The sequence below is a fragment of the Pseudarthrobacter sp. NKDBFgelt genome, from assembly GCF_046097905.1.
In the GTDB taxonomy this organism is placed as follows: domain Bacteria; phylum Actinomycetota; class Actinomycetes; order Actinomycetales; family Micrococcaceae; genus Arthrobacter; species Arthrobacter polychromogenes.
In genome coordinates this window covers 1-13,910 of the sequence record NZ_JBJURL010000053.1, presented here as the reverse complement: position 1 = coordinate 13,910, position 13,910 = coordinate 1, and the positions used below count along the sequence as shown (strand labels likewise).

The following is a 13,910-nucleotide window of genomic DNA, read 5'->3' as shown; positions in this document are numbered from 1 at the left end:
CGCTGCTAGAAGAGTGCTTCCACGGGCCGGATCAGTTCCGGCCCGTTGTTCCTGACGTTGCCGACCTCTTTCCCTACGGACTCTACGTGCCAGTCAGCGGCCACGTCCTTGACCCCCGCCCGGACCAGGTCCACGAGTCCGGCCGGATCGTCGGCCTGGGGGTCCAGCCAGGCCTGCATCGTGGCTTTGTCCATGGGTAGGGGCACCCGGTCATGGAGTTCCGTGAGCTTTCCAAACACCGTGGACTCACTGCCGGGCGGGGGCGTGTCAGCGGTCAGGATGGACGTTGAGAGCAGCCACCCGCCCGGCTCCCCTGCCGGCCAGGAGGGATCCTTCCACCACTCATAGAGCCCCGCAAACACCAGGCCATGGCCAGCGCCCGGGTGCACGTAGTAGGGCTGCTTGGACTTCCCGGGCCCCTGCTTCCATTCGTAGTAGCCGTCTGCCGGGACAGCGCAGCGGCGGGACTGCATGGCTTTCCGGAACGCCGGTTTCTCAAGGACGGACTCGCTGCGTGCGTTGATCATCCGGGAGCCGATTCCCGGGTCCTTGGCCCAGGACGGGACCAGTCCCCAGCGGGCGACGTGGAGCTGGCGGACATGTTTGTTCCCGGACTCGCCGTCCACCAGGCGTTCCAGGACGATGGGAACCGCGTCCGTCGGCGCAACATTCCACGACGGCGGGATGCTGACCTCGTCCTCAAGCTCGGCGTCGAACTCGGCAAGGAGGTCCCCCACGGCGCGTGCCATTACGTAGCGTCCACACATGGCTCCAGCATGCCATCGGCGGCAGAAGCTGTCATCCAAGGAGGCCCGGCGGGCCCCAGTACCGGGGAATAGCGGACTGCACGCTACCGTTACAGGAACGAAACCGTTATCAAGCACAGAGGAGAGCTCCGTGGACTTCACTCCCGAATCCGGCACTATCACCATGTTTTCCACCACCTGGTGCGGCTACTGCAACCGGCTGAAGAAGCAGCTTGATGCCCAGGGCATCGGCTACACCGAGATCAACATCGAGGAAGTGGAAGGCACCGCCGAACTCGTGGAGCAGCTGAACGGTGGAAACCAGACCGTCCCCACCGTCCTCTTCCCGGACGGCACCGCCGCCACGAACCCTTCCGCTGCCGAGGTCAAGCAGCGCCTCGCAGCCTAGCCGGCACGCCACCCCGGCTGGGACCAACAGAACGGGACCAACATTTCCCAATGTTGGTCCCGTTTGCTGTGCCCGGCAGCAACCAGCCGGGTCATGCCCCCAGGCTGCTGAACGAAGCGGTTCTCAGCGGCGCATGGCCGGCATAAACGGAAAGCAGGGCTTCCTCCACGGCTGGGACATCCACGCCAGGCACAAGGTCGTCCACCGCCCCTGCCGTGGCAGGGTCCCAGTCCAGGCCCAGGGCGGCGTAGCTGTCGGTCAGCACTTTGCGGATCGGCGCCGAGTTTTCCACCACGATCACCGAACTAAACAGCCAGCCGCCGGCCACCACGCGCTGGGCCGTACCCACCAGTTTCACACGGTGCGCGCCGTCGGCCGGGTCCGTGCCGTGCACGCTGAACTCGCCGGGGCAGTATTCCCCGGGAATCTCGCCCACAGCCGCCTGCACGCCGACCCGGCGCAGGGCGTCCGCAAACAGCTCCCCGAAGTACCCGAACCTGGTTTTGGAACCGGCGATGGCATCCGGATCGGGTTCAATATGGTCCACCACCAGCGTGCCCTCGTGATAAGCGGCCGCCCGGCCTCCTGCCCGGCGGACCAGGGGTTCGAAGCCGTTGGCACGGCACGCCTGCGCGGCGGCGTCGAATCCCGGCAGGCGGGTGTCCCGCTGGCCGAACGCGACCGTGGGGGCGGGACGGTACAGCCGCAGCGTGGGACCGATGTCCCCGCTCCTGACCCTGGCCAGCAGTTCCAGGCCGAATTCCAGGTCCCGGGCGGCGCCCAGCGTCTGTTCCTGCCGCACCACTGTCAGGGTGCGGGGCCCCGGACCGCCGTCGTTCATATTGCTAAGCTCCCTTATGGTCATTCTGCAATTCCTCGTTGTCGCCGCCGCCTTCGCAGCGATCGACGCCATCTGGCTCAGGCTGATGAACCCCTTTTACCGCAGCCACATCGGCGAACTGCTGGCGGACAAACCACACCTAGGTTACGCCGTGGCGTTCTACGTCATTTACATCGCCGGGATTGTGTTCTTTGCACTGCGGCCCACGCTCGACGGCGGCAGCTGGCTCACTGCCCTGGGTTACGGTGCGGCCCTGGGCGCCTTCGCCTACGCCACCTACGACCTCACCAATGCCGCCACCCTGAAGGTTTGGCCGCTGCAGCTGATTGTCGTGGACATGCTGTGGGGCGCCGTGCTGACAGGCCTGTCAACACTCGCGGGCTGGCTGGTTTTCCACGCCCGGACCTGACGCTCGCGCCAAGGCCGCTCCGGCAATGCCCACGCAGCGGCTGCGCCCCGGGCACTGCCGCTTCAAAGCCCGCGGCGGCCTGCCCACATCCCGTGCAGCAGCGGGACTGCAGAACCTGCCATGAGGATGCCGCCCAGGACGGCGTCGTCAGCCCGCACGATGGCGCCAGCGATGAGCAGGGCGGCAAACACCAGGGCAGAAGCAGAGCGCCGGTTGGTGCGGTCCAGGCGGGCGATCTGCCGTTCAAGACGGGGGTTGGCAACAGCGAGGGAGCCTTCCTCAAGCCGTCCAGCCAGTGCGTCCAGGCGCTTCGGCAGGCGCAGTGCGGTCGCTGCGGCGTCGAGGGCCTGCTGGGCCACGTCCTCCACGATGTTGCCGCGCTCGTCGCGCAGAAGCCTGGCGGCATACGGTTCCACGGAATCCCAGAGGTTGAAGCGCTCATCGAGCGAGCTGCACACCCCCGAGGTCAGCGACATCGCCCGGATGATGAGCAGGAAATTCTCCGGGAGCTGGAATGGCAGCGAGCGGACCACATCGCCGAACTCCACCGCGAAGTCACGGAACTCCCTCGGATCCACTTCCCGGAGCTCAGCGAACCCCATGCCGCCGAAGCGGGCGAAGAGATGCGTCATGGCGCGCTCCATCTCCACAGTGTCGGCTGACGGCGCCAGCACGCCGACGTCGTTGATCGCCGCCACCAGCCCCCGGCCGTCGCGCGCGGCGGCAGCAATCAGCAGCTTCCGGAGTCCGCTACGGGTGGAGGAGGTAATTTCGCCCATCATGCCGAAGTCGATGAATGTCAGCTTCCACGGGCGGTCGCCGGCCGGTGCGGTGACGGGAGTGACAAAGATATTTCCGGGGTGCGGGTCTGCATGGAAGAAGCCGTTGGTGAACATCTGGTCGAACATGACGGCGGCGAACACCGGAGCCACCTCGGCCGGATCGATGCCCGCCGCCCGGAGGGCCCCGGCCTCCGTGATCTTGATGGCCGTGACGTCTTCAAGGGTGAGTACGCGGCGGGTGCTCCGCTCCCAGGCAATGCCGGGCACGCAGACCCTGCCGTCGTCGGAAAAATCGGCGGCGAAGCGTTCGGAATTCGCCGCCTCGTGCAGGTAGTCGATCTCCTCGAAACTGGTCTGCGCAAACTCCTCCACCAGGGCCGGCATATTGGCGCGGCTGGACACCAGGCGAATGCGGCTGAGCCAGCCGCCTACCTTACGCAGGGCTGCAAGGTCGACGTCGACAATCGCGTCAATGCCCGGACGCTGCACCTTGAGCACCACGTCGGTGAATCCGGTGTCGGCCGCATCCGATGCACGAAGGCGTGCCCGGTGCGCCTGCCCCAGCGACGCGGCAGCGATCGGTACCTCCTCCACGAAAGCGAACACCTGGTCCAGCGGAGCGCCCAACTCCACCTCAGCCAGGGCGCGGATCGAAGGAAACGGAACGGGCGGGACCTCGTCCTGGAGGCCCTCAAGCTCCCTGGTGATCTCGGGTGGCAGAATATCGAGCCTGGAGGAAAGGAACTGTCCCACCTTGATCATCAGGCCGCCCAGCTCCACGGCAAGTCCATGGAAGCGCCGGGCGAAGCGCTGCATCCGCCGCGACCGCGTACGTTCTGCGACCCGGGCTAGTCCGATCCGCGGGAGGAACAGTTCAAACCACCACGTCACTGCCAGGTTCCAGGCGGCAAAGCGCAGGATGCGCCGGTAGCGGGCACGGGTGTCCCCGGCGCCCGCGGCCGAAGCGGCACGATGCGGGCGGACAGACGCCACCCGCGTCAATCCTGGGCGAGGATCGCGTAGAGCCGGCGCCGTGCGTCGTCGAGCACCGCCACGGCCTGCTGCACCTGGTCCGGCGAGCCCGTGCGGCCCACCTGGGCTGCAGCCTGCGCGAGCTCCACCCCCGCTTTGGGCAAGGATCCAAACCCGCCGGGATGGGGCCCCGGCGAGTCCCAGGGCGTTGCTCCGTGGTCCTGCGCAACTTCCTCGCGGCCGGCCTCGGTCAGTGAATAGATCTTGCGACCGTTGGACTCCTCGGCGCTGATGGTGCCCTCGTCCGCGAGCAGCTGCAAAGTCGGGTAGACGGAGCCGGCGCTGGGCTTCCAGCTGCCGCCGCTGCGCTCCTCGATCTCGCGGATGATCTGGTAGCCGTGCATCGGCCGCTCAGCAAGGAGCGCCAGCACCGCGGACCGCACCTCACCCTTGCCAGCACGGGTTCCCGCGCGTTTCTCAAACCGTGAGCGCAGCTCCTCAACGGCCTGCCACATGCCGTCGATATTGCTTCCGCCGAATCCGGCTGCCGGGTATGAACCACGCATGATGATCTCCTTTGAAAACCGCCAACGATATACAACGATACTCAACGATACATCCACCGGAACGGGCGGTTGTTTCCACTGTGTGGCGGCATTCTGGATCGCCAAGTGGTGCTTCGCATCAGGGCCCGGAGTCTGCTCGGGTGCCGCTGCGTCTCGTATCCCTAGGGATTCGAGGCGCTGAGGTTATGAGACACAGGAATTCAGCTGTCCCGTAAGGGTAACCGCACCACTTAATTCCACCGCTAGGCTCAGGGCATGGGCCCGAGAAATTGGAAGAAGCAGCCAACCAAAGCGGAGGCAGTGGTTATGGGCCTTTTCGCCGTGGCGCTATTCGCGAGCAACCTATACGGCGTGCTCGCAGAGGGCAACAGAGCAACAGTCGGGTATTGGATTTCGCAGGCCCTGAACCTAGGCCTGCTGCTATTCAGCCTCTGGTGGTACCGCCGGGCCGCGAGGAAGTCCCCCAAGCAACCCTAAGACTCAACAGGTCCGTTCAGGGATCCCTTACGGGCAATTGAAGGCTCAGGCATGTCCACACTCCGGGTGCGATGGGAATCATGATTTCTCGCCCCGACGATCTAACCCGCTACTACTACAGCAAGCCGCTGCCGCATACCTAGGGATAGGAGACGCCGGAATGCGCGTCCGCTACATCGGCAGCGCCACGCTATCCCGCACATAGGATGAGCTGGTGACCGAGGAACCGAAGAAGCGCCGCTTCTTGACCACTGAGCGGGCCGCCGAAGAGCTGAACTTAAGTTCGAATCAGATCCGGGCACTGCTGAAGACCGGGGAGTTGCGCCGGCCTGCGGCTATCAGGCGATACTTGCCACTTGTCCTCGGATGTGCGGCCGAAGTTCTCTCGGCGCGCGACCGCCGGCAGCGGGGATAGGAAGGAGCAGCCATGACGCACCTTGTCGAGCACCTTGAACAATATCTCGGCCCCATCTCTGGGGGATGGGCCAGGGACGCGGACGGACGGCCGACACATGCGCAGGTCGTCAAGTTCGACGACGGCCCCTTGGACGGCGTTGTTGCCTACTCGACGCTGGGGCTGAGCCGGTGCGCACTGGCCATGCCGGGCAGGGCGCCAATCCGGATTGAACTTTTGATGATGGTCCGCCGCGGCCACTTTGAGCGGTACGTTCCTTCCATGATGCAGCAGCTCGCGGAGGAGATGATCCACGAGGGACGCGCTCCGCTTCGAGGTGAGGTCATAGGTCCCAGAGGGCCGCTCGATCCTGATACCCGGCTTGAAGCTTTCCTCGTGTACAGCCCCTATTACCAACCCGATGGGTTTGCTGTCTGCGAGGACGTGGATGGACCGATCATCATTGCCAACCTTGTCCCGCTGTTCCCTGCTGAGGCCAACTTCGCTGCGACCCACGGCTGGGAGGCGTTGGAGGGCCTCCTGGTGGAGCACGATCCGGACGTTGATGACTGGCTGCGGCCTCCGCTACCGGTGCACAACCCTTAAACGTCAACCCCACCACGCCCACGCCATTATCCGAAGCAAATTCCGTGAGATTGCGCGGCAAAGGAAGGATCGTGCCATGGAGTCGATCTCGTGGCCGAGAGCCTGGCAACCCGAGGTGGGTCGCCGCAAGCCCGTGGCGGAGGCGGGCAAAAAGACGTCTACCACGCCTGGCCATTCACGACAGCTGGACTCCGACGAGGGGAGTCCGGTAAAGGATCGCTTACCGCGCTGTTGGTGCCCGCTAGCCGAACCATCAACGTGACATTTGGGACCCGAAAGTCCGATTCCGTATACAGGCGGCCTCGTGTGGTTCATAGTCGGGGTATGAGAGTGGCTGGAATTCTCCCCGCAGACGCTCCCGACCCCCGTGCCGAATGGGCTGAGCGCCTGAAGCTGATGCCCATTCCGGTGATGGGGCTCGCGCCTCAACCATCGTTGGAGGACACCGACAGCGTTGGTGTGACCTATGGCCAAGATGATCGTGGGTACAACGAGATGACGGCGAGCATCACCTATACGCTCTGGCGAAACCCGGATGACCGCTCAGACCCGGTAAACCTCGCGGACCTCAACGAGAAGACACGCAGATCGATCGAGGAAGTTCCGCCATGGCCGCGGCCCCCTTGGCTGATCGAGTACGTGGAGCGCCTGCGTTACCCGCAACTTGAGGAGTCCGTGCGAACCACCTGGCACCGCGATCCATCCGAGCGTTCTTCGGTTCGAAGCCTGTTGGTTGACCATGTCAACCACATCCTCATGAACCAATATCGGCAAGAGCTCTGGCCGGGCAGCAACCCGTGGGACCAGCACGCCCCCACAGTTACCGGCCGGATGGTCAACAGCGAGGCCAGGACCGTCATCAACGGAGTCGATATGCCCGGTGCAGAGGTCGATACGGACCCGTTCGTCTACGGTATCGGAGCCCAACTGGCAGGCGGCGGGGTGGTGACCGCTGTGCTTCCACGCACTGAGCTCAAGTACATCCAAGTCCAATTCACGACTCGGAGCTAACGGCTCCATCCAACACTGCAACGGCACTCCTTGAACACCTCCTTGAACACCTCCCGCTCAGACCGCCCCGTAAGCCGGTCGCCGGGCGTGCAGCAGGCATGCTCTCTGACCAGATCCAGTAGCCTGCCTCGATACGCACGTTAGCCCTACACGAGGACGTGCACGGTGAAGGTGTCCTAAACGCTACTCTCCAGATTGTCTCGAAACCCTTGGGAAACGAGACGTCTCAACGAGCTAACAGTCGTCTGACCTGCACGGTCACAGATTTTCTGCGGAATCTTGGACGCGCGATGGCATTGGCGTTCTCGTAACTATGTCTCATAACCTTTTGGCAAAAATCGAGTACTTGTCCTTAGTTATGAGACACCTCGAAGCAGCCCGTGACGAAACTGATTTGCTACCCAGTAGCCCGGCCCAACAGCGCTCCACTAATCGAGAACAGGCGGACCTTCTGGCCTCCGGCGTCCGCCGCTTATGACCACTACGTTGAGTACGGCATCTCTGGAGCGAGAGCTGCACGCCCATATGTCGTCCGGCCCTCGAGGCGCTGATCGAAACGACACCCGGGCCATCTCAACCCTGGACAGACTCGGGCAATCCATCCAGCGCATGCCCGTCTTCGACGACGAACCCGGCAACGCAGACTGCGATCCCGAAGCGCAAGGTGCCCGCGAGCCCGGGATGTACCGGGCAGTCTTCTGCAGGCGGTCACAAGCATCCATGAACAAGCCAGTTAGCGGCGCCAAAAGACCGGCGATCCACCTCCGTGCTCCACCCCCGGCAGTCCCGTCAGGTTTTTCGCAGTGTGAGGATCTGCTCCGCGCGCCCGAACGGCCCCTGGAGGTCGTGCAGGACTGTGGACGTCAGTCCTATGCCGTCCCCGCCGAACGAGACCGCGTTGTCCAGGCCCAGCCACTCCCCTTCGGGCCGGCGGTACATGTGGATCTGCAGGTCAAGGTTGGGAAAGGAGTAGCTGTCCTTGCCGGGCGGAACCCTGGCCGCGATGCCGTTGGCCGTGTCCACCATGCCCATGAGCCTGGCCAGGGCACCGCTGTCCGCGCGGTCCGTCAAAGGATGTTCGGTCCGGAGCCAGACCTTTCCGGCCCCGGGCCTGTGCCCTTCCGCAACCCGCATCTCCAGCGAGCGGATGTAGCCGCCGGGCCACACGGACGCGCCGTCGTACGGCTTGCAGTCTTCCGGACCGGGAATGGGGGTATCCTCGATGGCGGCTACCGGTGTTGTATCGCTGGTGGCCAGCCGCCAGGCGGTGGCACGGATGGCGGTGCGCCCGCCCGCCACCAGCTCGGCCTGCAGGAGTTCGATGGTCTTTCCGGGCCGGAGGGTGGTGGCCGCGATCTGGAATTCGCCGCCTGGGATAAGGCCGAGGATCTCGTAGCTGATCCGGCCCATCCGCATGTCCGGCCGCGGGTCATGGCGTTCCAGGCTGTCCGCGAGCAGGCCCGACGCCGGCGCCATGTGCTGCTCGTGGACGTTCCAGGCACCCTGGGCATGGATGGTGGAACGGAAACGGCCTCCGCCCAGGTTCAGGTAGTAGAAGTTTCCTTCAGCCAGTTCAGGCAGCTCTGCGGTCAACGTTGGCCCCTTCGGAGTTCCAGTGAATCGGCCTTAACTCTATCCGCGCCGGGTGCCGCTGCTGCGCCGGACCCGGGCACGGCATTTCACCCAAAGGGACGCGGCGAAATGTTGGCCACTGGTGGGATCCATCCGACTAGACTCAGGAACTGGTCCTGTCAGCAACCCTCGGAAGAGGTGTTCCATGCGCGTCATCAGCTACAACCTCCGCAAGCACAAGGCGAGCGGCGAACTCCTCGCCCTGGCGCGGAACCATGACATTGATGCGCTCTGCCTCCAGGAGGTGGATTCCAGTGATCTTCCCGAAACCCTGGGGCCACTGCATCTGGCGGATGCCACCAAGGGCAACCGGCTGGGGCTGGCCATCTACTACCGCACCAGCCGCTTCACCGCCCTGGACACCCAGTCCTTCGCCCTGAAGAAGTCGATGCATGACCGCGTCCTGGCCCCGGCCCATGAGCGGCTGATCGGCACCCGGGTCATGGACAACGAAACGCAGCATGAACTGGTGATCGGCTCGTTCCACGCTGCCCCGCTCACCGCGTCCAACTCGCTCCGGCGCAAGCAGATCCACGCGGCCCATGCGGAGCTGCTGAGCATGGGCAAAGGCCTGATGACCCTGATGGTGGGCGATTTCAACTACCCGTTCTTCACCAAGAACCTGGACCTGCACATGAAAAACTCGGGCTATGCACTCTCCCTGAGCAACAGGCGCACGTACACCCGGTACAAAGTGTTCAAGGGCCACTTCGATTTCGCGACGTCACTGGGCCTGGATATCGAAAGCGTGGAGACCCTGCCGCGGGGCAACTCAGACCACCTCCCCATCTTGGTCAAAGCGGAATACGGCCCGGACTACTAGGACTCGAGCCTTGCACGGAGGTCCGGCCAGGACGCTTCAAATCCGGGGTGCAGTTCCAGGCCGGCCACCCCGGGCAGCGGGACCCACCGGAGCTCCAGGCTTTCGGGATCGCTGATCACCGGGTCAAAGGGCTCCCTCACCAGCACCACAACCGTGGTGTAGCTCCAGTACCCCACGTCCAGCAGGGACGTGAAGATCACCTCCACATTGTCCGCGGGCACGGCGGCTTCCTCATAGGCTTCCCGGAGAGCGCCGGTGACGGCCTCCTCGCCCTCATGGAGTGCGCCGCCGGGCAGCCCCCATGTTCCGCCGTTGTGGCTCCACACGGCACGGTGCTGCAGCAGCACCCCCTTGCCGGGATCGTAGGCCAGCACCCCGGCCGCGCCGAAACGCCCCCAGAAGCGCCCGCGGCTTCCCTCGACCCAGGCGTCGCCGGGGTCCCTGGGACCGGTACGGACGGGAGGGGCGGAGGACGCGGTGGACGCCGGAAAGTGATCCATCGCTCCAGTCTGACAGGTGGAGCGGGTGGGCTGCATCCGCCAGTCCGCTGCCCCGGTCAGGACTGGTTCGCTGTACCGCGCTCGACGGCGAAATCACCGCCGGGGTACATGATGGTCTCGTGTCCGTCATCAAAGCGGACACGGTAGGGCGGCGTTCCGCCCTGGCCGCGCACCTCAAGAATCACTCCATGCCGGTCCACCGCCCCCACAGTCCTGCCGTGCACGATGATGCGGTCACCCTGCGTTGCCTCCATGGCACTCACCTCCGAGCCCAGAGTACGACTGGCTGCCCGCCGGGAAAAGAGCGAATCGAAAGAACGGCAGAAGGGTCCGCAGGAGAGGGCCAGAGGCCGGTCCTCGGGAAGCCGGCCGGCATGGCAGGATCTTTCCCATGCCGCTGAATCTTGTCCTGGTCGCCGATACCCACATCCCCAAACGCGCGCGTGACCTTCCTGCACAGGTGTGGTCCGCCGTCGAAAGCGCCGACGTGGTCTTTCATGCCGGCGACTGGGTGTCCGCGTCCCACTTGGAAGAGTTCCGGCGGCGGAGCCGCCTGCTGGTGGGCGTCTATGGAAACAACGACGGACCGGAGCTGCGCCGGAGCCTTCCGGAAACGGCGGAGATCACGCTGGAGGGCATCCGCTTTGCCATGGTGCACGAGACCGGGCAGGCCAAGGGGCGTGAAGCCAGGTGCGAGGCCCAGTACCCGGAGGCGGACGTGCTGGTTTTCGGCCACAGCCACATCCCGTGGGACACCACCACCCCGCGCGGGCTGCGGCTGCTGAATCCCGGGTCGCCCACTGACCGCCGCCGGCAGCCGGCCTGCACGTTCATGACCGCCACGGTGGATTCCGGAAAGCTGGGGGACGTCCGGCTGCACGAGGTCCTCCGGGATTGACCGGGTTTGGCAAGGGAGGCATCAGGTGCCTAGGCTTGGAACGGTAAGCATGCTTAGCTTTTGTCATCCGAGCACCAGGAGGACCACATGACAGATCAGTACACCTTCCGCAATCCGGTCACCGCGTACGAAAAGATCTCCCCGCCAAAGCAGCACCAGCCCGAGCCGGGACTGGATGCGGAGCTGGCACCCAAGGCCGACCTTGGCGAGGAGACCTACCGCGGTACCGGCAGGCTTGAAGGGCGCAAGGCGATCGTCACCGGCGCGGACTCAGGCATCGGTGCAGCAACGGCCATTGCCTTCGCCCGGGAGGGGGCCGACGTCGTTCTCTCCTACCTTCCGGAGGAAGAAGAGGATGCCGCCCGCATTGCGGGCCTCATCGAGGCCGCCGGGCGCAAGGCCATCAAGGTCCCCGGTGACCTCAAGGACGCGTCCGTGTGCCGCGACGTGGTGGACACTGCCGTGGCGGTGCTGGGCAGCATCGACATCCTGGTCAACAACGCCGGGAAACAGGTGGCGCAGGAGGACCTCGCCGACATCACCGATGAGCAGTTCGACCACACCGTGAAAACCAATGTGTACGCGATGTTCTGGTTGACCAAGGCTGCACTCCCCCATATGCCGGCCGGGTCAACAATTATCAACACCACGTCCATCCAGGCCTACAGCCCATCCCCGACGCTGGTGGATTACGCCACCACCAAGGCCAGCATCAACAACTTCACGAAAGGCTTGGCGCAGCAGCTGGCGCCCAAGGGCATCCGCGTCAATGCGGTGGCGCCGGGTCCCATCTGGACCCCGCTGCAGGTCAGCAGCGGCCAGCCGAAGGAGGAGCTGCCTGAGTTCGGGCAGTCGACGCCGCTGGGCCGGGCCGGCCAGCCGGCGGAGCTCGCCCCCGCCTACGTCTTCCTCGCCTCACCGGAATCCAGCTATGTTGTGGGCGAAACGCTGAACGTCAACGGCGGCAGCCCCACGCCGTAGCCCCGGGATGTACCGGAAAGATACCGACGGCGGTGCCCCGCGCCTGATGCGCGGGGCACCGCCGTCGGCCTTTTAATTTCTGGCCCCTACTTCTCGTCCTCGCCTGCCAGCAGCTCGTCAGTGGCGGCGTCGGGCTGTCCATCGAAGAACTGGGCCAGGACCGTTTTGAACACCGTTTCCCCCGGAGCTGCCCGGAGGAACAGCGTCATGGAGGAGTGCAGCTTCCGGGCGTCGGTGCTCCCGAAGATGTCCTCCGCCGGGCCGCCTGAGTGGTTGGTGACGGCCAGGGCGGACTCGAGCAGCCGTGGGCCCAGCACCGTATGGGCCAGGTACTCCCGTGCTTCAGCCAGGGAGCTGATGGCGTACCGTCGTGACATTTCGCTGTGGCCCAGGCCCGCGAACTGCGGAAAGATGAACCACATCCAGTGGCCGGATTTCCGGCCCAGCTGCAGTTCCGCCAGCGCCTGGCCGTATGTGCCGCCGCTGTCCTGGGCGGCGACGAACCGGTCAAGGTTATGGGGATCGTTCATGGGTGTCTCCTTGTGGTGGGGCTTCGGGGGCGGCTTGCTGGTCAATATAGGCGGCGGCGGTGCGCAGCTGGCTGTCGGAGTCCGTCCGCCACCGGGCCAGGACCACGGCTGCGCGCTGCCGGTCCCGCCCGCCGAGCCCCGCCAGGAACGGCGCCACGACGTCGGACAGCAGCGGTTCCGCCAGTTCCCGGGTCCCGGCAGACCGCAGGAAGCCCTCAATACGGGTCAGGTCCGAGTGGCGCAGGAGTGCCCTGGTGGATTGCAGCAGCACAACAGCGGCGAGCCTGCGCTCAAAAACGGCCCGGGAACCGGGCCCGGGCTGGCCCCAGAGGGCGGACGCCAGCTGGACAACGGCGTCGTGGTCGAGGTCCTTGTATTTCCGGAGGGCGTCGCGGACGGTTCCCCGGACTGCGCCCACCGAGGAGCCGTAGGAAGCCAGCTGCCCGCCCAGCCTGTCCTCGACGTCGTCCGCCCGGTACCAGGCGCCCTCATTCTGCAGGGTGCGGTCAACGAAGCCTGCAGCAGCGGACACCCGGTCCAGGGTGCTGCTCATTGGCCGCGGCCCGCCGATGCGTGGCGGATACAGAACGGGGTCCACGGCCGTGCTTCCAGCCTGCCTTCGGCGATGGCTTCCCCGCAGACGGCACATGTCCCGTAGGTGCCGGCGGCAATCCTGGCCAGGGCGGCGTCCACCTGGTCCAGCCCTCGGCTGCTTTGCTTCAGCAGGGCGGACGCCTGGGACAGCTCGAAAGCGATGGTGGAGCCTTCCGGGTCATGTTCGTCGTCCACATTCGAATCCTGGCGCGCCGAGTTTGCGGAGGCGATGTCTGCGCGCAGGGCCGGCAGGAGGGCCACCTTCCGCTCCCGTTCCTCCTCAAGAAGGATCCGGAAGCGTTCATAGTCAGGCATGGGAAAAGCCTACGCGGGGTCAGTACCAGTTCTTTGCCATGGAGTGGTTCCAGGCGGCGCAGGGCGAGCCGTACCGCTCCCTGATGTAGCCCAGCCCCCAGTCGATCTGCGTCCGGTAGCTGGTAAGCCAGTCGGCACCGGCACTTGAGTACTTGCCTGGCGGGAGGGCCTGCGCGACTCCGTAGGCGCCGGAATAGGGGTTGGTGGCGGTGGTCAGCCAGTTCGATTCCTTGGTCCACAGCTGGGCCAGGCAGAGGAACTGGTCCTGGCCCCAGCCATGGGCGCCCAACCTGCTGGAGGCGTAGCTTTTGGCTCCTGCCGGGTCATTGACCGCGCCGCCGGGGAGGGAAGGCACGACGACGGGCGGCGGGCTTGGCGGCGCAGGGGGCGGGCTGTCCGGGGCAGGGGTTGTCGGGGCCGGGTT

The 13,910-nt window shown here is 65.3% G+C and carries 17 protein-coding genes and 1 pseudogene; 7 read left to right on the top strand and 11 right to left on the bottom strand.

Going from position 1 to position 13,910, the window contains the following annotated elements; all coding sequences use genetic code 11:
• Positions 1-5: 5 nt before the first annotated feature.
• Positions 6-767, bottom strand: a complete 762-nt coding sequence (locus tag ACKAE7_RS14265; RefSeq protein ID WP_188808810.1) for an SOS response-associated peptidase — start codon at positions 765-767, stop codon at positions 6-8.
• A gap of 130 nt (positions 768-897) precedes the next feature.
• Between ACKAE7_RS14265 and ACKAE7_RS14260 the strand changes: the two genes are divergently transcribed.
• The gene (locus ACKAE7_RS14260) at positions 898-1,155 is read left to right on the top strand and encodes a mycoredoxin (protein WP_066276302.1); all 258 of its coding nucleotides are present in this window, start codon (positions 898-900) and stop codon (positions 1,153-1,155) included.
• A 91-nt stretch (positions 1,156-1,246) separates the two neighbouring features.
• Here ACKAE7_RS14260 and ACKAE7_RS14255 read toward each other — a convergent pair whose 3' ends face one another.
• On the bottom strand, positions 1,247-2,020 hold the full coding sequence (locus ACKAE7_RS14255) for a biotin/lipoate A/B protein ligase family protein (protein ID WP_408979510.1): 774 nt from the start codon (positions 2,018-2,020) through the stop codon (positions 1,247-1,249).
• Between ACKAE7_RS14255 and ACKAE7_RS14250 the strand changes: the two genes are divergently transcribed.
• A complete protein-coding gene (locus ACKAE7_RS14250; RefSeq protein WP_190612420.1) occupies positions 2,013-2,405 on the top strand; it encodes a DUF2177 family protein in 393 nt (130 codons plus the stop codon). The genes ACKAE7_RS14255 and ACKAE7_RS14250 overlap by 8 nt on opposite strands.
• 62 nt (positions 2,406-2,467) lie before the next feature.
• Here the strand turns inward: ACKAE7_RS14250 and ACKAE7_RS14245 are convergent, their stop codons facing one another.
• Positions 2,468-4,180 (bottom strand): AarF/UbiB family protein, encoded by a 1,713-nt coding sequence (locus tag ACKAE7_RS14245; protein ID WP_190612418.1) that lies wholly within the window; start codon positions 4,178-4,180, stop codon positions 2,468-2,470.
• A gap of 5 nt (positions 4,181-4,185) precedes the next feature.
• Positions 4,186-4,725 (bottom strand): PadR family transcriptional regulator, encoded by a 540-nt coding sequence (locus tag ACKAE7_RS14240; protein ID WP_188808807.1) that lies wholly within the window; start codon positions 4,723-4,725, stop codon positions 4,186-4,188.
• 904 nt (positions 4,726-5,629) lie between these two features.
• Between ACKAE7_RS14240 and ACKAE7_RS14235 the strand changes: the two genes are divergently transcribed.
• Both ACKAE7_RS14235 and ACKAE7_RS14230 read left to right on the top strand, forming a co-directional pair.
• A complete protein-coding gene (locus tag ACKAE7_RS14235; RefSeq protein ID WP_191034432.1) occupies positions 5,630-6,202 on the top strand; it encodes a suppressor of fused domain protein in 573 nt (190 codons plus the stop codon).
• A gap of 324 nt (positions 6,203-6,526) precedes the next feature.
• Positions 6,527-7,213: a hypothetical protein gene (locus ACKAE7_RS14230; RefSeq protein ID WP_191034431.1), complete on the top strand. Its 687-nt coding sequence runs from the start codon at positions 6,527-6,529 to the stop codon at positions 7,211-7,213.
• A gap of 789 nt (positions 7,214-8,002) precedes the next feature.
• Here the strand turns inward: ACKAE7_RS14230 and ACKAE7_RS14225 are convergent.
• Positions 8,003-8,806, bottom strand: coding sequence for a thioesterase family protein (locus ACKAE7_RS14225; protein ID WP_408979509.1), 804 nt, complete (start codon positions 8,804-8,806; stop codon positions 8,003-8,005).
• 184 nt (positions 8,807-8,990) lie between these two features.
• Here ACKAE7_RS14225 and ACKAE7_RS14220 point away from each other — a divergent pair, with 184 nt between their 5' ends.
• On the top strand, positions 8,991-9,668 hold the full coding sequence (locus ACKAE7_RS14220; RefSeq protein WP_104185974.1) for an endonuclease/exonuclease/phosphatase family protein: 678 nt from the start codon (positions 8,991-8,993) through the stop codon (positions 9,666-9,668).
• On the opposite strand, the gene ACKAE7_RS14215 is transcribed toward ACKAE7_RS14220, so the two are convergent.
• Positions 9,665-10,168 carry an NUDIX domain-containing protein gene (locus ACKAE7_RS14215; protein WP_408979508.1) on the bottom strand — a complete coding sequence of 168 codons (504 nt, stop codon included), beginning with the start codon at positions 10,166-10,168 and terminating at the stop codon, positions 9,665-9,667. The genes ACKAE7_RS14220 and ACKAE7_RS14215 overlap by 4 nt on opposite strands.
• Positions 10,169-10,224: 56 nt before the next feature.
• Positions 10,225-10,422, bottom strand: a complete 198-nt coding sequence (locus ACKAE7_RS14210; RefSeq protein ID WP_408979507.1) for a DUF1918 domain-containing protein — start codon at positions 10,420-10,422, stop codon at positions 10,225-10,227.
• Between the two features lie 137 nt (positions 10,423-10,559).
• On the opposite strand from ACKAE7_RS14210, the gene ACKAE7_RS14205 reads away from it, so the two are divergent.
• Positions 10,560-11,066, top strand: a complete 507-nt coding sequence (locus tag ACKAE7_RS14205; protein ID WP_408979506.1) for a metallophosphoesterase family protein — start codon at positions 10,560-10,562, stop codon at positions 11,064-11,066.
• Positions 11,067-11,153: 87 nt separating this feature from the next.
• Positions 11,154-12,047 carry a glucose 1-dehydrogenase gene (locus ACKAE7_RS14200; RefSeq protein ID WP_188808800.1) on the top strand — a complete coding sequence of 298 codons (894 nt, stop codon included), beginning with the start codon at positions 11,154-11,156 and terminating at the stop codon, positions 12,045-12,047.
• Between the two features lie 86 nt (positions 12,048-12,133).
• Here the strand turns inward: ACKAE7_RS14200 and ACKAE7_RS14195 are convergent, their stop codons facing one another.
• The 4 genes and pseudogenes from ACKAE7_RS14195 to ACKAE7_RS14180 form a co-directional block, all read right to left on the bottom strand.
• Complete coding sequence (locus ACKAE7_RS14195) at positions 12,134-12,577, bottom strand: DUF1810 domain-containing protein (RefSeq protein WP_188808799.1); 444 nt, start codon at positions 12,575-12,577, stop codon at positions 12,134-12,136.
• Entirely contained in the window at positions 12,561-13,130 is a 570-nt protein-coding gene (locus tag ACKAE7_RS14190; RefSeq protein WP_190612390.1) for a DNA alkylation repair protein, read from the bottom strand. The genes ACKAE7_RS14195 and ACKAE7_RS14190 overlap by 17 nt, the downstream gene beginning before the upstream one ends.
• Positions 13,127-13,486, bottom strand: a complete 360-nt coding sequence (locus ACKAE7_RS14185) for a TraR/DksA C4-type zinc finger protein (protein ID WP_190612389.1) — start codon at positions 13,484-13,486, stop codon at positions 13,127-13,129. The genes ACKAE7_RS14190 and ACKAE7_RS14185 overlap by 4 nt, the downstream gene beginning before the upstream one ends.
• A gap of 19 nt (positions 13,487-13,505) precedes the next feature.
• A pseudogene (locus tag ACKAE7_RS14180) lies at positions 13,506-13,910 on the bottom strand (lytic transglycosylase domain-containing protein); the annotation flags it as partial.